The organism is Oceanobacillus chungangensis (genome assembly GCF_003369565.1).
In the GTDB taxonomy this organism is placed as follows: Bacteria; Bacillota; Bacilli; order Bacillales; family Amphibacillaceae; genus Oceanobacillus; species Oceanobacillus chungangensis.
In genome coordinates this window covers 162041-181252 of the sequence record NZ_PIOD01000006.1, presented here as the reverse complement: position 1 = coordinate 181252, position 19212 = coordinate 162041, and the positions used below count along the sequence as shown (strand labels likewise).

General features: G+C 37.6%; 18 protein-coding genes and 1 other annotated feature. Of the genes, 6 read left to right on the top strand and 12 right to left on the bottom strand.

The window, feature by feature from the left end:
* Positions 1-40: 40 nt before the first annotated feature.
* Both CWR45_RS06965 and CWR45_RS06960 read left to right on the top strand, forming a co-directional pair.
* The gene (locus tag CWR45_RS06965; protein ID WP_115749144.1) at positions 41-1141 is read left to right on the top strand and encodes a 5-methyltetrahydropteroyltriglutamate--homocysteine S-methyltransferase; all 1101 of its coding nucleotides are present in this window, start codon (positions 41-43) and stop codon (positions 1139-1141) included.
* Positions 1142-1594: 453 nt separating this feature from the next.
* Positions 1595-2065: an S-ribosylhomocysteine lyase gene (locus CWR45_RS06960; protein ID WP_115749143.1), complete on the top strand. Its 471-nt coding sequence runs from the start codon at positions 1595-1597 to the stop codon at positions 2063-2065.
* Positions 2066-2326: 261 nt separating this feature from the next.
* Here CWR45_RS06960 and menC read toward each other — a convergent pair whose 3' ends face one another.
* From menC to CWR45_RS06900, 12 genes are all read right to left on the bottom strand, one after another.
* On the bottom strand, positions 2327-3436 hold the full coding sequence (gene menC, locus CWR45_RS06955; protein ID WP_115749324.1) for an o-succinylbenzoate synthase: 1110 nt from the start codon (positions 3434-3436) through the stop codon (positions 2327-2329).
* An 18-nt stretch (positions 3437-3454) separates the two neighbouring features.
* Positions 3455-4243: a GNAT family N-acetyltransferase gene (locus CWR45_RS06950; protein ID WP_115749142.1), complete on the bottom strand. Its 789-nt coding sequence runs from the start codon at positions 4241-4243 to the stop codon at positions 3455-3457.
* Between the two features lie 16 nt (positions 4244-4259).
* The gene (locus tag CWR45_RS06945; protein ID WP_115749141.1) at positions 4260-5387 is read right to left on the bottom strand and encodes a M20 peptidase aminoacylase family protein; all 1128 of its coding nucleotides are present in this window, start codon (positions 5385-5387) and stop codon (positions 4260-4262) included.
* Between the two features lie 210 nt (positions 5388-5597).
* Positions 5598-5867 carry a hypothetical protein gene (locus CWR45_RS06940; protein WP_115749140.1) on the bottom strand — a complete coding sequence of 90 codons (270 nt, stop codon included), beginning with the start codon at positions 5865-5867 and terminating at the stop codon, positions 5598-5600.
* A gap of 324 nt (positions 5868-6191) precedes the next feature.
* On the bottom strand, positions 6192-7709 hold the full coding sequence (gene opuFB / locus CWR45_RS06935) for an osmoprotectant update ABC transporter permease/substrate-binding subunit OpuFB (protein ID WP_115749139.1): 1518 nt from the start codon (positions 7707-7709) through the stop codon (positions 6192-6194).
* Complete coding sequence (locus CWR45_RS06930; protein ID WP_115749138.1) at positions 7702-8670, bottom strand: ABC transporter ATP-binding protein; 969 nt, start codon at positions 8668-8670, stop codon at positions 7702-7704. The genes opuFB and CWR45_RS06930 overlap by 8 nt, the downstream gene beginning before the upstream one ends.
* Before the next feature lie 311 nt (positions 8671-8981).
* The gene (locus tag CWR45_RS06925) at positions 8982-9560 is read right to left on the bottom strand and encodes a TetR/AcrR family transcriptional regulator (protein ID WP_115749137.1); all 579 of its coding nucleotides are present in this window, start codon (positions 9558-9560) and stop codon (positions 8982-8984) included.
* A 24-nt stretch (positions 9561-9584) separates the two neighbouring features.
* On the bottom strand, positions 9585-10238 hold the full coding sequence (locus CWR45_RS06920) for a carboxymuconolactone decarboxylase family protein (protein ID WP_115749136.1): 654 nt from the start codon (positions 10236-10238) through the stop codon (positions 9585-9587).
* A gap of 418 nt (positions 10239-10656) precedes the next feature.
* Positions 10657-11904 (bottom strand): glutamate-5-semialdehyde dehydrogenase, encoded by a 1248-nt coding sequence (locus tag CWR45_RS06915; protein ID WP_115749135.1) that lies wholly within the window; start codon positions 11902-11904, stop codon positions 10657-10659.
* On the bottom strand, positions 11901-13022 hold the full coding sequence (gene proB / locus CWR45_RS06910) for a glutamate 5-kinase (RefSeq protein WP_115749134.1): 1122 nt from the start codon (positions 13020-13022) through the stop codon (positions 11901-11903). Before proB ends, CWR45_RS06915 begins: the two co-directional genes overlap by 4 nt.
* Before the next feature lie 90 nt (positions 13023-13112).
* Positions 13113-13326: a binding site (T-box leader), on the bottom strand.
* 98 nt (positions 13327-13424) lie between these two features.
* The gene (locus CWR45_RS06905) at positions 13425-14366 is read right to left on the bottom strand and encodes a nucleoside hydrolase (protein WP_115749133.1); all 942 of its coding nucleotides are present in this window, start codon (positions 14364-14366) and stop codon (positions 13425-13427) included.
* Between the two features lie 12 nt (positions 14367-14378).
* Positions 14379-15317 carry a nucleoside hydrolase gene (locus tag CWR45_RS06900; RefSeq protein ID WP_115749132.1) on the bottom strand — a complete coding sequence of 313 codons (939 nt, stop codon included), beginning with the start codon at positions 15315-15317 and terminating at the stop codon, positions 14379-14381.
* A gap of 242 nt (positions 15318-15559) precedes the next feature.
* On the opposite strand from CWR45_RS06900, the gene CWR45_RS06895 reads away from it, so the two are divergent.
* The 4 genes from CWR45_RS06895 (at position 15560) to cydS (ending at position 19068) form a co-directional block, all read left to right on the top strand.
* On the top strand, positions 15560-16324 hold the full coding sequence (locus CWR45_RS06895) for an NRDE family protein (RefSeq protein ID WP_115749131.1): 765 nt from the start codon (positions 15560-15562) through the stop codon (positions 16322-16324).
* A gap of 256 nt (positions 16325-16580) precedes the next feature.
* The gene (locus tag CWR45_RS06890; RefSeq protein WP_115749130.1) at positions 16581-17927 is read left to right on the top strand and encodes a cytochrome ubiquinol oxidase subunit I; all 1347 of its coding nucleotides are present in this window, start codon (positions 16581-16583) and stop codon (positions 17925-17927) included.
* The gene (locus CWR45_RS06885; RefSeq protein ID WP_115749129.1) at positions 17924-18949 is read left to right on the top strand and encodes a cytochrome d ubiquinol oxidase subunit II; all 1026 of its coding nucleotides are present in this window, start codon (positions 17924-17926) and stop codon (positions 18947-18949) included. The genes CWR45_RS06890 and CWR45_RS06885 overlap by 4 nt, the downstream gene beginning before the upstream one ends.
* Before the next feature lie 5 nt (positions 18950-18954).
* A complete protein-coding gene (gene cydS / locus CWR45_RS20465) occupies positions 18955-19068 on the top strand; it encodes a cytochrome bd oxidase small subunit CydS family protein (RefSeq protein ID WP_425453604.1) in 114 nt (37 codons plus the stop codon).
* Positions 19069-19212 lie beyond the last annotated feature (144 nt).

Sequence of the window (19212 nt, the reverse complement as noted above, 5' to 3'; positions counted from 1 at the left end):
TGTATTACTACTATAAAATAAACCGAAAGAAGGAATTAACATGACAAAAACATTAGTTAAAGCACCATTCAGAGCAGACCACGTTGGAAGCCTTTTAAGACCGGAGAATTTACATAAAGCTAGAGCAGAGTTTAAAGAGGGGAAAATTTCAGCAGAAGCATTAAGAGAAATAGAAACAGAAGAAATTAAACGAATTGTTGATAAGCAAATTGAAGTTGGTTTAGAACTTGTAACTGACGGTGAATTCAGACGTACATGGTGGCATTTGGATTTCTTAGAGCATCTTAATGGGATCGAAGGATTTATCCCTGAAAAAGGATATACATTTAAAGGAACAGAAACTGAAAGATACAATGTACGAAATATAGGAAAGGTATCTTTTAATCCCGACCATCCTTTTGTTAAAGATTTCATCGAATTCAAAGAGATCGTTGGAGACAGAGCTGTTGCAAAACAAACAATTCCAAGTCCAAATCAATTATTCAATGCCAGCATTCGAAATGAAGCTATTTATCCTGACATTGAAGAATATGCAAAAGATATCATTCAAGCATACCGGGGCGCAATCAAAGCTTTCTATGATGCTGGCTGCCGTTATTTACAATTAGATGATGTATATATCGCAAGACTAAGCTCACCGGACTCCACGTTTAATGATAGCAACTTATCACGGGAGTATCTAATTGATTTAGCACTACGTGTTATAAACGGGGTACTGGAAGATAAGCCGGAAGATTTAGTTGTGACGACTCATTTATGTCGCGGTAATTATCAATCTACCTGGGCTTTTAAAGGTAGTTATGCATTAATTGCGCCAACATTACTTGCAAAGGAAAAAGTCGATGGATTCTTCTTGGAGTATGATGACCAACGTTCTGGTGATTTCAAACCATTGGAGCATGTACCAAATGGTGGACCTCAAGTGGTTTTAGGTGTCGTTACTTCAAAAAGTGGTGAACCAGAAGATAAGGAAGCAATTAAAGCGCGAATTGAAGAAGCAGCAAAATATGTACCACTTGACCAATTATGCTTAAGCCCACAATGTGGATTTGCATCAACACATCACGGTAATAAGCTGACTGAAGAACAGCAATGGGATAAATTGAAATTTATTGTAGACCTTGCAAAGGAAGTTTGGTAATTATCCATCCATCAAGAAAACAGATTGAAGCTAGTTTTAACATAGCTTCAATCTGTTTTTCATTCTTTTTCCTCATTTCAGCAATTATATAAACTGCGAAGTATGTGCACTGTTGATTTCCGCTGCGGACAGTCGTGCACTTAAGGCAATGCCATCTCTTCTTATTTAAGAGAAAGATAAAAAACATAACAACCGCACAATCCAGCGGAGAAAATACACGGAGACTCCTGCGGGAGGAAGGCTCACCAGCCCCCCGCGGAAAGCGTTGTGTATTTTCGGAGCGACTGGCCTGAGAACAATCGCCATCCCAAGTTACGTCGCACTTTATACCAACATAGCTAATTTTTATTAATGAAAGCGACTTAACACATTAATCAGCATACTATTACAGCAACATCGAAATATGTTACTATTATACTGAATAGAAAATAATATTTTAGGGGTGGAATATTAATGGTAAAAAAAATGAATGTTGAAAGTTTCAACCTTGATCATACAAAAGTTAAAGCACCATATATTCGCTTAGCAGGTGTTACAGAAGGTGCAAATGGTGACGTCATTCACAAATATGACCTAAGATTTAAGCAACCGAATAAAGCACATATGGAAATGCCTGCACTTCATTCACTTGAGCACTTAATGGCAGAATTAATCCGTAATCATCATAATAGTGTTGTAGATTTAAGCCCAATGGGTTGCCAAACTGGATTCTATTTAACTGTTATTAACCATGATAATTATAACGAAATTTTAGAGACAGTTGAGAAGACATTACAGGATGTATTAGCTGCAACTGAAGTACCTGCTTGTAATGAGGTTCAATGTGGCTGGGCGGCAAGTCACAGTCTAGAAGGCGCAAAAGAACTCGCTAGTGAAATGCTTGCTAAAAAGGATACATGGCAAGATGTATTTGGTGAGAACTAAATAACAAAAGCGCAAGCGCCCGTTTAGCGACGTACGGACTGGACTGAGCCGTAGGAGATAAAGGAAACACGATGAGCGAAAGCGAATCGATGTTGACTTATCGTACGAAGGTGAAGGAAGTCTCGCTAGGAGCACGGGCGCTGGAGCTGGACGTGGCTATTCTCGGTAATTAAGTTATCCACAGCATCCAAATCGTATAGTTTCCTAAGCAATAATCAAAAGAAAAGAAGGGGGATAAAAATGCATCCCCCTTCTTTTCTTTTAAAATTGAAATACCTTCACCCACTCTGTAAACTCATCCAGTGCATCCTCATCTAGCTCATAGCCAATTCCTGGACTGTCAGGAACTTGGATTACACCATTTTCAGCCACAACCTCAGGCTTAATAATATCCTTCTCCCAATAATTCGATGAACCTGCCGTATCACCCGGTAAAATAAATTGTGGCAATGTTGTAAGTGCAATGTTATGTGCACGTCCAACCCCTGATTCTAGCATTCCACCGCACCAAACAGGGATATCATGTTTTAGGCAGAAATCATGAATTTTCTTTGCCTCTGTTAGTCCACCGACTCTACCAATTTTTATATTAATAATTTTACAGCTTCCTAGTTCATAGGCTTTTCTTGTATCTTCAAGAGAATGTATGCTTTCATCTAAACAAATCGGCGTATGTATAGCAGATTGCAGCTTTGCATGGTCCACAATATCATCATGCGCTAACGGCTGCTCAATCATCATTAAATTTAATTCATCGAGTTTTTGCAGATGGCTTATATCTTCCCGTGTATAAGCAGAATTTGCATCGGCCATGATTAACGTATCTGGAAAATGCGTTCTTACCTCTTGTAATACCTCTAAATCCCAGCCTGGTTTAATTTTTAGTTTAATTCGTTTATAGCCTGCTTCTATATTTTGAGAAATAATTTCGATTAACTCTTTTACTGTTGGCTGAATACCGATACTAATTCCGACATCGATTTCCTTCTTTTTTCCGCCTAGAGCTTCTGCTAAAAGGAGATCTTTCTGTTTTGCATAAAGATCCCAAATCGCTCCCTCAAGTGCGGCCTTTGCCATATTATTTCCCTTTATCGATTTGAAAAGCTCGGATACTTCATCAGGATGAACAATTTTGTTCTCCTGTAATATTGGGATTAAAAAATCTTCCATCACATGCTGATTGGTTTCTACCGTTTCTTCTGTATACCATGGGGAAGAAAAGGCAACAGATTCACCGAAGCCATGTTTCCCATCTATATCAATTGCTTCCGTAATGAAGAATTCCTTCTCTTGAATCGTGCCGAAGCTCGTTGTAAAAGGATGCTTTAATTTCATTTTTAATTTTCTAAGCTTTAATTGCTTGATTGAAATTGCCAATCAAAAGACCTCCTATTTTTTCAGTACGTAAAAACTCTGCTTCTTTGCTTGATCTCGTATAATATCCACTGCTTTATAACCATTCGCAAACATTGCTTCGAAAATTGTTCTTGTCGCTAACCGCCAAGATTTCGCCAGCTCGATATTTTCGCTTTTTAACGTCTGAAAATCTTCTGGAAATGCCATAAACCACACTGTCTCACTTAGACCCCCTAGTGTGTCAAAAGCATCCGTAATTTGTGGAGAACCATCTGGACCTTTTACTAGTAACACTTGCGATTGCTGGATAGAAAAGTCCTTTGTAGTTGTGGGATGATTAATTTCCCACTTAATATGGATACGGTCTGATGGCAATCCTTGATTCAGCTCATCTTCCATCACTCCATAATAATTCGCTTTATAAAATACACCTTCTGCACCTAACTTATGTAGATTCAAGTATGCATTCACACTTTCTAAGGGATCGAATGTCCAAGTTAGCATTTCGTATCCAGCTTCAAATGCTAAATCAGCCTGCATCCACTTCATCCTCTCTCCAAGACCACTCTTTTGATAGGCTGGTAAAATCCCTAATTCATGTGAGCATAAATAAGCTCTTTTCCCATCAAATCCTGCGAAACTATATAGAAAACCTACCATTTTTCCATGGTCGAAAGCTCCAATAATAATTCCGCCATTATTCAGAGCAGTAAATGTTTGATGCACAGGAATAGAGTCTGCATGCCAAACAGACTCTTCTACTTTTTGCATTTCTATTAGTTCATCCATTGTGGTGAGTGGACGAATTTCAATATTATTCATACTCCCCTTACTCCTTCTATTCGTATGAATTAGCTGTATTTATCATTACGTTTGAAATAATTTCGATTGCTTTCGGAATAACATCATGATTAAATGTCATTTTCGGATGATGCAAACCTGGTGTTAGGTCACAGCCAATTGCTAGCATTGTAGCTTTCAACTTCGGGCGTTTTATCGTATAAAAATGGAAATCATCCCCACCATTTGTCCTAATAACTGGTGCTAGTTTTGCCTCACCAGCGCTCATTTTGATTGCATCACTCATGAATCTAATAGCATCTTCATCAAGTACAGCTGCAGCAACATTAGCTGATGTCTTTAATTCTATTTTAATTTGATGAAAGGTTGCAAGCATCATTGCAATCTGTTCAACCTTCTCCGTTAAATACTGCATTGCTTCATTCGTTTGTGCACGAACATCAATTGAAAATGTTGCATTTCCTGGAATAATATTCGGACTCTTGTCCCCTGCATGGAATGTCGTCATCTTCACAGAATGGGGGAACATTGGATTTATTTGAATATTGTTCAATGATTGGATAAATTCCGCCCCAACTTGGATAGCATTTACATTTAAGTGTGGTCTAGCACCGTGTGCATCTTCACCGATGATCGTTCCTTCGATAAATTTAGCTGCACCGTGCTGAATCGCCGGCGCAAATTGACCATTTTCTAATTCTTCGATTGGTCTTAGATGCATTCCGTAAAGATAATCTACATCATCAACAATCCCTTTTTCAACGAAAGCCAAAGCGCCAGTCCCTTTTTCTTCTGCAGGTTGAAAGATGAAGCGAAACGTTCCTTTATTTGGCTGCTTGCTTTCTAACATCGTGAATAATGTACCAATCACAATGGTCATATGTGCATCATGTCCACAAGAATGATTCGCTCGAAACGAGTTATCAACCTCCTGCCATAACGCATCAATATCTGCTCGTACAGCAATAACGGGCTTACCTGCACCGATATCGATTACTAATCCTGTTGAATTGTCGAACGTTTTTATTTTGCAATCTTTATTGCTAAATAATGATTTAATATAGGAGGTTGTTTGAACTTCTTCCCAACTAATTTCTGGATTTTCATGTAAATGGTTAAAAATAGTTTTTAAATAAGGAATTAACTTATATATCCTACCCTCCATGTAAAAACTTCCTTTCTTATGCAAAAAGCTCCTGGGCAATTTCCGAAAGCTAAAGTATAGCCGAACCTATAGGAGGTGACGTCCTCCAATGCGCTGTTGCACATTTATATAGTCCCCCAAAGTATTTGTTTTAGCATATTATATATTAGACTATGTAGCATTCCAACTTGAAGTTCTTTTCCCCTCATAAAAACTGATGCCTAATTATCATCAGTCTACATTATATATATACACAGCTAGAACAATAATAGATACAATTATGGTGATAGTGTAAATCCATACTAAGCTTGGGATATTTCTTTTCAATGACTTGGTCTCATACTCATGTGACCTTTTAAGTTCATTTTCTACAGTATCCCCTTCAGCTTCATATTGCTTTAATTTATTTTCTTCCTTTTTTAAGATTAATAAGGTCTCGATTAATGCGATTACTAAAATCACTACTAATAAGACAATGATCCATACCCATGAACTTTCCATAATAACTCTCCTTAATAATATTCATAGCTTTATATCTTTATAATAGATGATTCTGATAATTTAGTCTCACATCAAATGTTGAATAGATACGTAAATTCTTTATCATTGTGCTTCTTCCTACTTCAGTTGAAAAATGTACTAATTGCAGCAATCTAATTGTTTTTATAACTGTCAACAGCCAAATATATTAAGGGTTATATCCTCACTAATAATATATATTGCGCACACTAAAAAAAACTCTAATAAAGAATGGTTGAACAAATAAGTTCATTTTAGAAAACTTATTTGCCCAACCAGCTTTATGCTATCGTATTAAAAATCTAGTCAATCCAATAATCCTTCGTTTTTTAGATATTCTGCTGCAACATCCTGTGCTTTTTCTCCTTCAACATTAACCTGATAATTCATTTCACGCATTTCGTCATCTGTTATTTTTCCAGACAGTTTGTTTAAAGCATCTGCAATCTCAGGATGCTCACGGACGGTTTCTGTTCTTAATAATGGTGCCCCTTGATACGGCGGAAATAATTCCTGGTCATCCTCTAGCACGGTTAAATTAAATTCCCGCAGTTCACTATCCGTTGAATAGGCATCCATTACATTAATTTCCCCAGACTCTATTGCAGTATAGCGTAATTTCGGTTCCATAGTTATGACATTTGGAAATGAAATGTCATATAAATTTTGTATCCCAATATAGCCATCTTCACGGTCATTGAATTCTAATGTAAAGCCTGCCCTCACTTCTTGTTCAAGTGGTTTTAAATCAGAAATCGTTTCGACCTGATGACGCTCAGCGAATTCCTCTGACACGGCCAATGTATACGTATTATTAAAATCCATCGGTTCTAACAAGGTTAGGTCATAGTCTTCTTTTATCCCTGCTTTAGCTTGCTCATATACCTCCTCACGGTCTGTACTAACAGCTGTCTCTTTCAAAAATTCTGAAATAATTGTTCCACTAAATTCAGGATAGATATCAATATCACCAGAGTTTAGCGCATTAAAGACAAAGGATGTTTTACCAAATCCTGGTTCTAACTCAACATTCAAATCAGTTTCATTTTCAATTAATAATTTATACATATTAATTAATATTTCCGGCTCCGCTCCTAATTTTCCAGCAATAACAATGGTATCTTCTTTCTCATTGGTGATAAATGGCAGGAGAATAATGATAATAGCTGCTAGTGTTATAACACCTGCAGACATAACCATATTTTTGAAAGACAAATTCTCCATCCTGCGTAAGATAAAATCAAAGATAATCGCTAGTAATGCCGCTGGGATTGCTCCTAGTAAAATTAGCGATGTATCTAGTCGATCAATTCCTAGAAGAATGAGCTCTCCTAGTCCACCACCACCAATCAATGCAGCTAGTGTTGCTGTACCTATGATTAAGACCATCGATGTTCGTATTCCAGCCATCATCACTGGTAATGCAAGCGGAAGTTCTACTTTTATTAATCTTTTTCTCCTGTTCATCCCCATCGCTGTAGCTGCTTCAACTAAGGATTGGTCTACTTCTTTAATCCCTGTATATGTATTCCTGACGATAGGTAATAATGCATAAATTACTAGGGCAATCACTGCTGGCAGCTTGCCAATTCCAACTAACGGAATTAATAGTCCAAGCAGGGCCAAGGATGGGATTGTTTGTAATACTGCTGTAATTCCAATGATGTATTCTGCTAGTTTTGGTTTCTTAGTCAAATAAATACCAAGTGGAATCGCAATCAGAACTGCTAGAAATAATGCAATGAATGAGAGTTCAATATGTTCGAGCAATGTAGATACTAGCTGTCCCTGTCTCTCTTGAAAAGTAGTTAGCAAATTATTCATGTGCTTTACCTCTTTCATTCAACCGATCCGATAAATATTGAATAATAATCTCTCGATTTATCACACCGATAATTTCTCCATCTTTTTCGACAGGAAGCTGTTCCTCCGTTGCTAGGCGCTCTAGAATCGTTTGTATTGTTGCTGTTACTGGGAGGGAATCTGTTAAATTAACTATCTCTGTTTCATCGTCATATGGCCTAACTAGATTGCTTAATTCTATGTTTTCATGATGAAGCTTATTTCCTTCGCCAACAAAGTTTAAAATAAAATCATTTGCTGGTTGATTCAGTAATTGTTCTGGCGTACCAATTTGCTCGACCCTACCATTTTTCATGACACAAATGCGATCACCTAATTTTAATGCTTCCTTCATATCATGAGTGACAAACACAATTGTTTTATTGATTGTTCGTTGAAGTGCTAAGATATCGTCCTGTAATTTCTCTCTTGTAATCGGGTCAAGTGCACTAAAAGGCTCATCCATTAATATTATTTCAGGGTCTGCTGCAAGCGCGCGAACCACACCAATTCTTTGCTGTTCACCACCTGATAATTCTTTTGGTTTTCGTTTCCTATAAATTTCAGGATCCAATCCAACCATTTCTAATAGCTCTGTTACGCGATTTTTAACTTTGTCTCTGTCCCATTTTTTTAACTCTGGAACGATTGCGATATTTTCCTCAATTGTCATATGTGGAAAAAGTGCAATTTGCTGAAGTACGTATCCAATGTTCCAGCGTAATTCATTTATCTCATAGTCACTAATTCGTTTATCTTCAATGTAAATAGTCCCATCAGTTAACGGGATCAATCGATTAATCATTTTTAGTGTTGTTGTTTTTCCTGATCCACTAGGACCAATAAGAACAAAAAATTCCCCCTTTTTGATTTCTAAATTAAGCAACTTTACTGCATATGTATCATCCTGATATTGCTTTGCGACATCTTCAAATCGAATCATAGATTAACTCCTTCATTTAGTTTCTATGTACTTAGCATTATGTAATGTATCATGTATATATTACCTTTAATTCTCGGTTATAAACTACATATTCCAGCCCATCATAATCTAATAGCTCATTTTAAATGTTGTATTTTGAGTAATAGGTGTTTTTGATGGGATGGAGAACTTTTGACCTCATCCTGGCGACGTCTATATAAATCAACTTTGTTATTAATTTACTTCAGAAACCATCCATGCAAAATGATCCTAAATGAAACAAATCGACCTACCAAACATTAAAGTTAATAGGTCGATTTTTAATTATCATTTTAATACTGAAGATTATATTGTTTACGAATGACCTCAAATACATTTTCCATCAGTTCGATATTTTGCTGATTGGTCATCAACAGTATTGCTCCTTCAATCATCGATACGATTGCCTGTGCACTTTTTTTCGTATCTATTGTTGAATCTAATAGATTTTCGCGAATCATTTCGTCTAAAATTATTGCAACAGAATCCGTCCATCTGTTAAAAAATCCTGCAATTTTTGTTCGAAATGCTTCATCGTGCTCACTCATTTCAATAGCAAGGTTTCCCATTGCACACCCATGTTTGATTTTCATTTCAGCGTGAGATGTCAATGCCCATTCCAGCATATTATTTAGTTTCTTAGTAGATTCATCTGCTGATCTAAGAATTCCCTCAATCAACTGGCTATCCCAATCCGTGATAAGATTTTCCATTACTGCTAAGCCCAAATCATGCTTTGATGAGAAATAGTGATAAAATTGTCCTTTTCCTATCCCTGCTGCTTGAAGAATATCGCTGATTGATGTTGCTTGATAACCTTTTGAGTGTATGACCTTACCTGCAATTGAAATAATTTCTTGCTTTTTTGACATATACTTTCACCTAATCACTTTATCTTATTCACCATAGCTTTCAATCATGTTAGCCATATGTGCGTAAGCTCCACCAGCTTTTAATACGGAGCTAACTAATACTGCTTCCGCTAATTGCTCGCTAGTTGCACCATTTTTTTCTGCATTTTTAGAATGTACATCGATGCAATATGGACATTGTGTCGCAACAGCGACTGCTACTGCAATGATTTCTTTGAATTTTGTTGTTAGTTTACCTTCTTTAGTTGCTGCAGCACTAAAGGCAGAGTATCCTTTAAAGCCATCTGGAGCATATTTACTTAAATTACCAAGCTGTTTAAGGTTTGATCTTGCATAAAGTACATCAGACGCATCTGCTTCCTTCGCATTATGGATATGTGTGCTATGTGTCACTGCGCCACCAGCTTCAATAGCTGCAACAACGAATACTGCTTCCGCTAATTCTCCAAGGCTTGCGCCCGCCGCTTTTGCTTTCTTCGTGTGGGAATCAATGCAATATGGGCATTCTGTAACATGAGCAATTGATACCGCGATAATTTCCTTTTCCTTCTTCGTTAGAGCGCCTTCTTGAAATACTGCACTATCAAATTCAGAGAATGCTTTCATTTGTTCTGGTGCTAATTCTTTAACCATTTTTAAATGACTTGCATGTCCTTTTTCATAAAAGTTGTTTGACATATAAATTACTCCCTTTCCACGTTTATATTAGTTTAACCTACATAATAAAAACAAAACTTTACCTACCATTTGGTACAAAGTAAACATAACATACGATTTCAATGATTATCAACCATTATGAATTGGAAAATATGATTATCTAATTAAAAGGAAAGAAAGACGCTTTTTATCAATTCATGCGATGTAATTCTGCCTAAGCCTTCCATGTCCTGTGGGAAAAGCAATGGCAGAAGGAGCTGAAGCGTTGTCATTGGAAAGCGACTACCGACCGCGTGTTGCGATCAACATCGCACTTAGTATAAATGTAACTAACAATATAGAATGGCCAATATTTAAAAGAAATTCCTATAGTTCTCCGCATACTAAAATGAGCAGAGGCAAAAGGGATTTCCTTTCGCTTCTGCTCATTAATGTTAATTTATTTTCTAATTTGCCCCGTTCCCTTGATAACATATTTTGTCGAGGTTAATGCATGTAGACCCATCGGTCCCCTTGCATGGAGTTTTTGTGTGCTTATGCCGATTTCTGCACCGTAACCAAACTCAAACCCATCGGTGAATCTAGTTGATGCATTATGGTAAACAGCTGCTGCGTCCACATTTTGCAGAAACATTCTCGCATGGTGCTCATCATTCGTAATGATTGCCTCGGAATGCTTTGTACCATATTTATTAATATGCTGAATTGCTGTTTCAACCGAATCCACAACTTTAATACTAACAGACAGCCCAAGATATTCCGTATACCAATCCTCTTCAGTTGCTAATTTTGAATTAGGAAATGCGTTGTGAATAGCCTCATCCCCATAAATTTCAACATCATGCGCTTGAAGTTCCTTTAGAAGTTCTATGCCATGTTGTTCAAACCAATTTGAATGGATTAATATTGTTTCGATTGCATTGCAAACAGATGGGCGCTGTAATTTTGCATTTAAGATGATTTCTTGTGCCATGTCATTCTCAGCAGATTCGTCTATAAAAATATGACAATTGCCCGCTCCAGTTTGAATTACAGGAACTGTTGCTTCACGGACAACGGTATCGATTAAATTCTTACCCCCCCTAGGAATCAGCACATCCAAATAATCATTTAATCTAAACAACTCTTTTGCAGTCTCACGATTTGTATCTTCTATCAGTTGAACAGCATTTACAGGGACACTACTCTTTTCAAGGGCACGATGAATAGAAGAAATGAGTGCGATATTCGAGAATCGTGCAGATGAACTTCCCCTTAGAATTACGGTGTTCCCTGTTTTCAATGTAAGTGCAGCTGCATCTATTGTCACATTTGGTCTAGCTTCATAAATCATTCCAACAACACCAAGCGGTACCCTTTGCTTTAGAATCTTGATACCATTATTTTTTTCTATCGTTTCAAGTGTTTCGCCAATTGGGTCAACTAGCTCTGTAACTTGAATAACCCCTTCAGCCATTGCCTTAATTCGCTCTTCACTTAGTGAAATTCGATCTAGTATCGCAGTTGATAGTCCTCTTTCCTTTCCATTCTCGATATCCTTTTTATTTTCTTCAAGAATGATTGCTTGATCGGCCACGATTTGTTCTGCGATCAATGCTAGAGCAGTATTCTTCTCTTTAGTTGATATGCCCGTCATTTCATAACTTGCCTTTTTCGCTGCTTTTCCTTTTTCAATTACCTCACTCATGTCAATTCCTCCTTCATTTCCCTTGATTCTACCCATGCATCCCGATGAATGACTTCTGTGGATGGAAGCGGTATTTCCAATGGTTCCTCTTCACGTGAGTCAATGTCCAGCTGCAAATCATTTGAAGAACATTTTACTTGCCCTTTACCTAAAAATCCCTTGGTGCCATATACCTCTACAACATCCCCTTGATTAAAGGTACCTTTTATCTTTGTTACTCCGGCTGATAAGAGACTTTTCCCATTGAATAAGATTGCTTCCTCTGCACCCTCATCGATATAAATCTTGCCGAAAGACTGTGAATGCAGTGCAATCCACTGTTTTTTTGTGTTAATCGTTCCAAAGCTATCTTTCTCGATATATGTCCCATTTCCTTTACCTTCAAGTACTTCGATTAATTTATCAGATCCTGTTCCAGAACCGATGAAGACTGGGACACCGAGGGAAACAGCTGTTTTCGCAGCTAGCAGCTTCGATTTCATACCGCCTGTTCCAACCTTTGATCCCGTTGCATCTGTCGCAACTATCATTTCATCCGTTATATCTTTTAAATAATCGATTTTCTTAGCCGCGGGATTTGTTTTTGGATTTCCATCGTAAATTCCATTTATATCTGTTAATATTATCAACTTATCCGCATGAACAAAGCCACTAACTAAGGCCGAAAGCATGTCATTATCGCCGAAAGTCAACTCTTCGACCGAAACCGTGTCATTTTCATTAATAATCGGTAATATTCCTCGTTCTAAAAGCTCGTTTATTGTTGCAAAAGCATTTTGATATCGTTCTTGATTTGAAAAGTCTGAGCGGGTTAGTAAAAGCTGTGCTGGCGTAATGCTAAAGGGACTGAATTTATCTATATAGGTTTGGATCAGGAGACTTTGTCCTACCGCTGCAGCCGCTTGCTTCCCTTTAAGGGTAACAGGTCGAGAGGAATAGCCAAGGCGAGCAAATCCAGCAGCCACCGCTCCAGATGACACTAAAATAACCTCATGCTTCGCCAATCTTAGTGTAGCAATTGCTTGCACATGATCCATCAATTTAGCTTGATCGATTTCACCCCTATCATTTGTCAGTGAACTACTTCCGATTTTAACAACGACTCGTTCTTTTGCCATGATCAATTACCTCCTGCTTCACACTTTTCTTAGCTAAACATTACATAAGTTAATATGTTTATATATCAAAAAAAGCCCATTCGTCCTGTATTAAAGGACGAAAGAGCTTTGCTTCCGCGGTACCACCATTATTGAATGTACGATACATTCCACTTTACCCCATAACGCTAGGGAGCGCCCATGTATTGGCACAGGACTCTGAAGGTAGGTTCTGTAGTTTGTTTATGGCAGAATCTTTCAGCTAATAAATTCCACTCTCTAAGCAAAACAACTTCTACATACTATTCCTCATCAACGTTCAATTATAATTGATACTATTATCGCTAGTTGTATGGAGAATGTCAATAGGTTTGAGCTTTATTTTTCTGTTATGCATGAGTTTTCAGACAAGGAGTATTGTTATTATCCTTTTAGCACTTGCATTAAAACTTCTTTAAAGCCTTCACGGTCCACAGACTCACAAACTCGAACATTAGGAGACTTTCCGCTGCGATTGTTAATATCTACCATACTGTAGCCTCTTGTCAGTTCTCCTGTTGTTTCGATATCCACGTAATAATGATTGGCGGAGGTCATTAACTTCTCGTTAGCAGCAATTGCAACTAGTAATGTATCCGGATGTGTTGTTCCACTGATTTTATGGACTTCTTTATTAAATTTCATAACAACGCGATTAATATCAGCGAAAAACTTTGATCTTGAAGTTGTTAATTGTTCGATATCCAAATGATCTTGATCAGTCATGACTGAATAATTGGTACACATATCCCAGCCTATCATTGTAATTGGGATTCCAGAGTGTAGTACAATCATCGCGGCTTCTGGATCTACATAGAAATTATATTCTGCTGCTGCGGTAATATTTCCCAATGAATTATTCGTTCCGCCCATAACATAAATATGGGGAATATCCTTCGCAATTGTTGGATCCTTCTTAATCGCCATCGCGATATTTGTTAACGGTGCAATCGCTAGCAATACTATCTCACCTGGGTTTGCCTTCACAGTTTCAATAATAAAGTCGATGGCATGTTTTCCCTCTGGACGCTGCTTTGCTTTCGGAAAGAAGGAGTCGCCCATCCCGTCACTTCCATGCACATCTTCAACAGTCAGATGCCCGCCCTCATTCCAATTCAGAATAGGTCCCTCATATCCTTTGTATACAGGAACATGATAATCTGGTTTAAACACTTCGATTGTATAGAGCGCATTTTCTACTTCTTGATTAAAATCAACATTTCCCCCTGTAATCGTTACCCCTTCAACTTTAAAATGGTGGAGGGCAGTTAACAGCGCGATTGTGTCGTCCCCAGCTGTATCTGTATCAATAATTATCCTCTGCAAAATTAATCCTCCTTAATTTTCTCTTGCCAAATCGGTAAGATAATTAAAGAAACGATCACGATCTGCTTCGTATACTAATTGAACTGCTCGCCCATCTTCTGATAGCTCTGTCTTCCCTTGACTAGGTCCATCTGCATGTACAAAGGATTTCACTTCTTTTTTCTTCACAAGGCCTTCATCACCAATTGTTGCTGTCGTTAAGACATCCCATAGGAAGTAAGTTGAATTCGTTTGAAAATGTACAAGTGGTGGAACCATCGCATAACATTGGCCAACAAAGTCAATTCCTAAATCTGTCCGTTCAGCAGCCCATTTGTCACGAATATCTAATGTCAATGGCACCATGTTTGTACTTTCAAGTGCAACAAGATCGATTTTAATATTGCTATCCCAGACGACTTTTACTGCTTCAGGATCCCAGAATGCATTCCATTCAGCTGTACCATCATGTTCCGGTTCTTCCACATTCCCTTTTTCAAGGAAAGTTCCACCCATCCAAGCAAGTTTCTCAATCTTTTCTTCAATATCCGGTGCTTCCTCTAGGGCACGAGCAAGATCTGTTAACGGTCCAACAAAGACTAATGTAACTTTTTCCTCACTATTACGAAGTGCTTCGATTAAATGTTTGTGCGCTGGTAATGTTGCTTCTTTTGTTTTTACTGGCTTAAACTCATTTAAAATAGGTAATGCATCTACTAAAAATGCATGCATACGCCAATCTTTTGGAAATGGATTCTTCCCACGTGATGTTGATGCCGCTACTTCAATCTCCTTGCCTTTTCCAAAACGATCGATAATCTTTCTACTTGCTGATACAGCAGGCTCTAAATAACAATCTGCCGGGATTACACCTACGCCAATCAATTCTATATCTTCCATTTTTAATAATAGAAATAAGGAAATTAAATCATCTACTCCACCATCGTGGTTTAAGTATACTTTTTTTGTCATTTACATCTGCTCCTTCACTATTACGAAAATTCAAACTAATTTGTCTTAATATGTATTAATCTTCTCTATATTATAGAGATATTGATAGGGGGTCAAGGTATATATTAACAGACCCCTTTCTCTTATCATCTTTCTTTGTCAACTGAAAAACAATATCTCAGAAAAATTTGAGCTTTTAGATAATAATGACCTTAGTATTCAAGTATAATCAGGGGAAAAGCTAGATCAGAGGAGATATAAATATGTGCTTAATCAATTTACATTATAATGATCATCCAACATACAAACTAATCATTGCGGCCAATCGCGATGAATTTTATCAACGTCCAACCGCATCTGCACATTTCTGGAAAGATGAACCAAACATACTTGCAGGTCGTGATTTGGTGGAGATGGGTACTTGGCTTGGAATCTCAAGACAAGGACGATTCGCAGCCTTAACTAATTTCCGTAATCCTAAGTTAAATGAGGCAGCAAAGATATCAAGAGGAGAGATTGTTCGTCAATATTTGGCTTCAAATACCCCAACAGCTGAATTTCTTGAGGAATTAAAAATAACTAGAAATAACTATGCTGGATATAATATAATCTTTGGAAATGCTGATGAGCTGTTTCATTTTAATAATATTTTAGATGAAGAAAACCGAATCGGAGAAGGAACCCATGCATTAAGCAATCATACATTAGACACCCCTTGGCCAAAAGTCAGAAGGGGAAAAAAGATGTTACATGATTATGTAATAGGGAATAGTAAAATAGAAACTGATGCATTATTTAAGATTATTTCTAATGCAGAAATTGCAGATGATAAAGAGTTACCACAAACAGGAGTGGGCATAGAGTTAGAAAGAATGCTCTCCCCTTTGTTTATAAAGATGCCTGAATACGGGACACGCTCATCAACTGTTTTGCTTGTAGACCATCAAAACCATGTGACATTTGCTGAACGAACATATGTGAAAGGGGAACTTCTAAAAGAAGAAACCTTCTCCTTCCAACTGAATTGATTTTCTGATGTGGAAGAGGAAATAATTTCACATCGCAATATGTTAGTAAAGGAATGAAATAAGGGAAATACTAAAAAGTAGAAAGATTAGGCTGTTTCTTTGTTCACAAATCATTCATCATACGTTTGCAATATTGTCATATGTTATCCCGTTTTATAATTGTTTTTTAAGTTACAATAATAGGATGATTGTTAATCAATTCACAAATTTATTATCATTGACATTTATAAATTGCAATTTAAGGAGGTAGATAGACTTGTTATTTGATGATCCAGTATTCGCAAGCAGATTATTAACCTTACTGACACTTTCATTTCATATTATCTATGCGACGATTGGTGTAGGTGTTCCGCTCTTTATTATGATCGCGCATTGGCTTGGTATTAAGAAGAATGACTACCACTACATTATGATGGCTAAACGATGGGCACGAGGATACCTCGTTACTGTAGCAGTTGGTGTAGTGACTGGAACCATCATTGGCTTACAGCTTTCGTTACTATGGCCTAACTTTATGGAGCTTGCTGGAAATATTATTGCATTGCCTCTATTTATGGAAGTTTTTGCATTTTTCTTTGAAGCAATCTTTTTAGGAATTTATTCGTATACATGGGATCGTTTTGATCAACGAAAACATTTCTTGCTGCTAATTCCAGTTGCCATCGGGGCAGGATGTTCTGCTCTATTTATTACAATCGTAAATGCGTTTATGAATGCCCCACAAGGCTTTGACCTTATCGATGGACAACTTGTGAATGCAAACCCATTACTTGCTATGTTCACAGCAGCCATGCCGACTAAGGTGTCACATGTTTTAGCAACAGCGTATATGACAGCAGCCTTCATGCTTGCGGCAATCGCGGCTTATCAACTAATTAAAGGCTCAAATCATGCGTATCATAAAAAAGCATTACATATGACGATGAAAATCGGACTAGTTTTCTCTATTGCTGCGGCAATAATTGGTGACTTCTCCGGAAAATATTTAGCAGAATATCAACCAGAAAAATTAGCAGCTGCTGAATGGCATTTTGAAACAGAGGAAGGCGCACCACTCTTGATGTATGGAATACTAGACGAAAATCAAGAAGTGAAATATGCGATTAAAATTCCATTTGCATTAAGTATTTTGGCACATGGAAATCCTACTTCAGAAGTAATTGGTTTAGATCAATTCCCAGAAGAAGAAACACCTCCACTCATTACCCATTATTTCTTTGATTTAATGGTTACAATCGGAGTATTTATGGTTGGATTAGCTTTAGTTTATTGGCTTGGAGTAAAACTTTCATGGTCATTTGTCAAAGCAAATTGGTTCCGCTGGTTAATCGTTCTTGGTGGGCCACTTTCCTTTCTGGCAATTGAAGCCGGCTGGTGGATGGCTGAAGTTGGACGCCAACCTTGGATCCTTCGCGGGATAATGACGGTTGAACAAGCTGCAACATCAAGTGATTATGTTGGATTAATGTTTATCTTGTTTGCAGCACTTTATCTTTTACTAGGAATCGGTACCATTGTTGTACTACGTAGGATATTTAAAAATAATCCTGTAGAGTCAGAGCTCAAACGCTATGAAACAAAACAGGGTGGTGAAATGAAATGAGCTTAGAAATATTAGGTATTTCCGTTCTTTGGACGTTCCTATTCGGTTATGTGATGCTTGGAGCGATTGATTTCGGAGCTGGTTTCTTCAATGCTTACAGTATTATTTCGGGGAAACAGCATATTTTATCGAAAATTATTCAACGATATTTATCACCTGTTTGGGAAGTAACGAATGTATTTTTCGTTTTCTTCTTCGTTGGAATTGTAGGGTTCTTTCCAAAGACTGCATTTTATTTTGGAACAATCCTACTTGTACCTGCAAGCTTAGCGATTATATTGATGGCAATTCGTGGGTCCTATTACGCCTTTGAAACGTATGGAACAAAGGGGCATAAAGGATATGCCTTTATGTATGGAATATCAGGACTACTAGTCCCAGCCTCATTATCGGTTGTGCTTGCAATCACGGAAGGTGGATTTGTTTCAATTGTTGATGGAAATCCTGTTCTCGATTATTGGGCGTTATTTACGAGCCCATTATCCTGGTCAATTGTTGTATTAGCACTTGCAGCCGTACTATATATATCAGCCGTGTTCCTTACCTGGTATGCAAACAAAGCTGGTGACATCGGAGCAACAAAGTTAATGAGAAAGTACGCCTTATCATGGGCTATCCCCTTAATAGTTGCTGCTGGTGGAATCATTTTTGAACTCCGTTTTCATAGACCGGGTCACTATGAACGTATGCTTGATCTATGGTGGATGTTTGGACTTTCCGCGCTTCTTTGGGCAGCTACCGTCTGGAACCTATGGAGGAAGAAAAATTACGGTGTCGCTGTTTGGCTATTAATCGGACAATTTGCACTAGCCTTTTATGCATATGGAATTTCGCATTACCCATACTTGCTATATCCATACTTAACGATACATGAGGGATTCACAAATGAAGCAATGGCAATTTCTCTCGTTGTCGTATTCGTTCTAGGATTTATCTTGCTAGTTCCTTCGATTTATTTATTATTAAAACTATTTCTTTTCGACAAGGATTATGTCAAAGGGAATAAGAAGAAAAGGGAGTGAGCTGATTGCTAAATGATTTTTTAATATTTGCTGCACCTTTAATCGTAATCATCGCTGCAATAATTATCTCTTTTTGGGCAGCAAAGAATGATAACCTGATTACAAATGATGAGAATTAATAGTATTTGTGACAGAAGGAAGCCCACGCATTAAGTTAATGCGTGGGCTTTCCTGCTGATAATCTTGAGCTCCTGCTGATAATCTTGAGCTCCTGCTGATAATCTTGAGCTCCTGCTGATAATCTTGAGCTCCTGCTGATAAAA

What these genes read in the sequence shown, in the direction of transcription:
- CWR45_RS06885 (WP_115749129.1), top strand. Translation starts at nt 17,924, where the DNA reads ATGAGCTTAGAAATATTAGGTATTTCCGTTCTTTGGACGTTCCTATTC.
- CWR45_RS06915 (WP_115749135.1), bottom strand. Translation starts at nt 11,904, where the DNA reads ATGAGTGAGGTAATTGAAAAAGGAAAAGCAGCGAAAAAGGCAAGTTAT.
- CWR45_RS06950 (WP_115749142.1), bottom strand. Translation starts at nt 4,243, where the DNA reads ATGAATAATATTGAAATTCGTCCACTCACCACAATGGATGAACTAATA.
- CWR45_RS06930 (WP_115749138.1), bottom strand. Translation starts at nt 8,670, where the DNA reads ATGATTCGATTTGAAGATGTCGCAAAGCAATATCAGGATGATACATAT.
- CWR45_RS06945 (WP_115749141.1), bottom strand. Translation starts at nt 5,387, where the DNA reads ATGGAGGGTAGGATATATAAGTTAATTCCTTATTTAAAAACTATTTTT.
- CWR45_RS06940 (WP_115749140.1), bottom strand. Translation starts at nt 5,867, where the DNA reads ATGGAAAGTTCATGGGTATGGATCATTGTCTTATTAGTAGTGATTTTA.
- CWR45_RS06900 (WP_115749132.1), bottom strand. Translation starts at nt 15,317, where the DNA reads ATGACAAAAAAAGTATACTTAAACCACGATGGTGGAGTAGATGATTTA.
- CWR45_RS06965 (WP_115749144.1), top strand. Translation starts at nt 41, where the DNA reads ATGACAAAAACATTAGTTAAAGCACCATTCAGAGCAGACCACGTTGGA.
- CWR45_RS06920 (WP_115749136.1), bottom strand. Translation starts at nt 10,238, where the DNA reads ATGTCAAACAACTTTTATGAAAAAGGACATGCAAGTCATTTAAAAATG.
- proB (WP_115749134.1), bottom strand. Translation starts at nt 13,022, where the DNA reads ATGGCAAAAGAACGAGTCGTTGTTAAAATCGGAAGTAGTTCACTGACA.
- CWR45_RS06960 (WP_115749143.1), top strand. Translation starts at nt 1,595, where the DNA reads ATGGTAAAAAAAATGAATGTTGAAAGTTTCAACCTTGATCATACAAAA.
- CWR45_RS06925 (WP_115749137.1), bottom strand. Translation starts at nt 9,560, where the DNA reads ATGTCAAAAAAGCAAGAAATTATTTCAATTGCAGGTAAGGTCATACAC.
- CWR45_RS06895 (WP_115749131.1), top strand. Translation starts at nt 15,560, where the DNA reads ATGTGCTTAATCAATTTACATTATAATGATCATCCAACATACAAACTA.
- opuFB (WP_115749139.1), bottom strand. Translation starts at nt 7,709, where the DNA reads ATGAATAATTTGCTAACTACTTTTCAAGAGAGACAGGGACAGCTAGTA.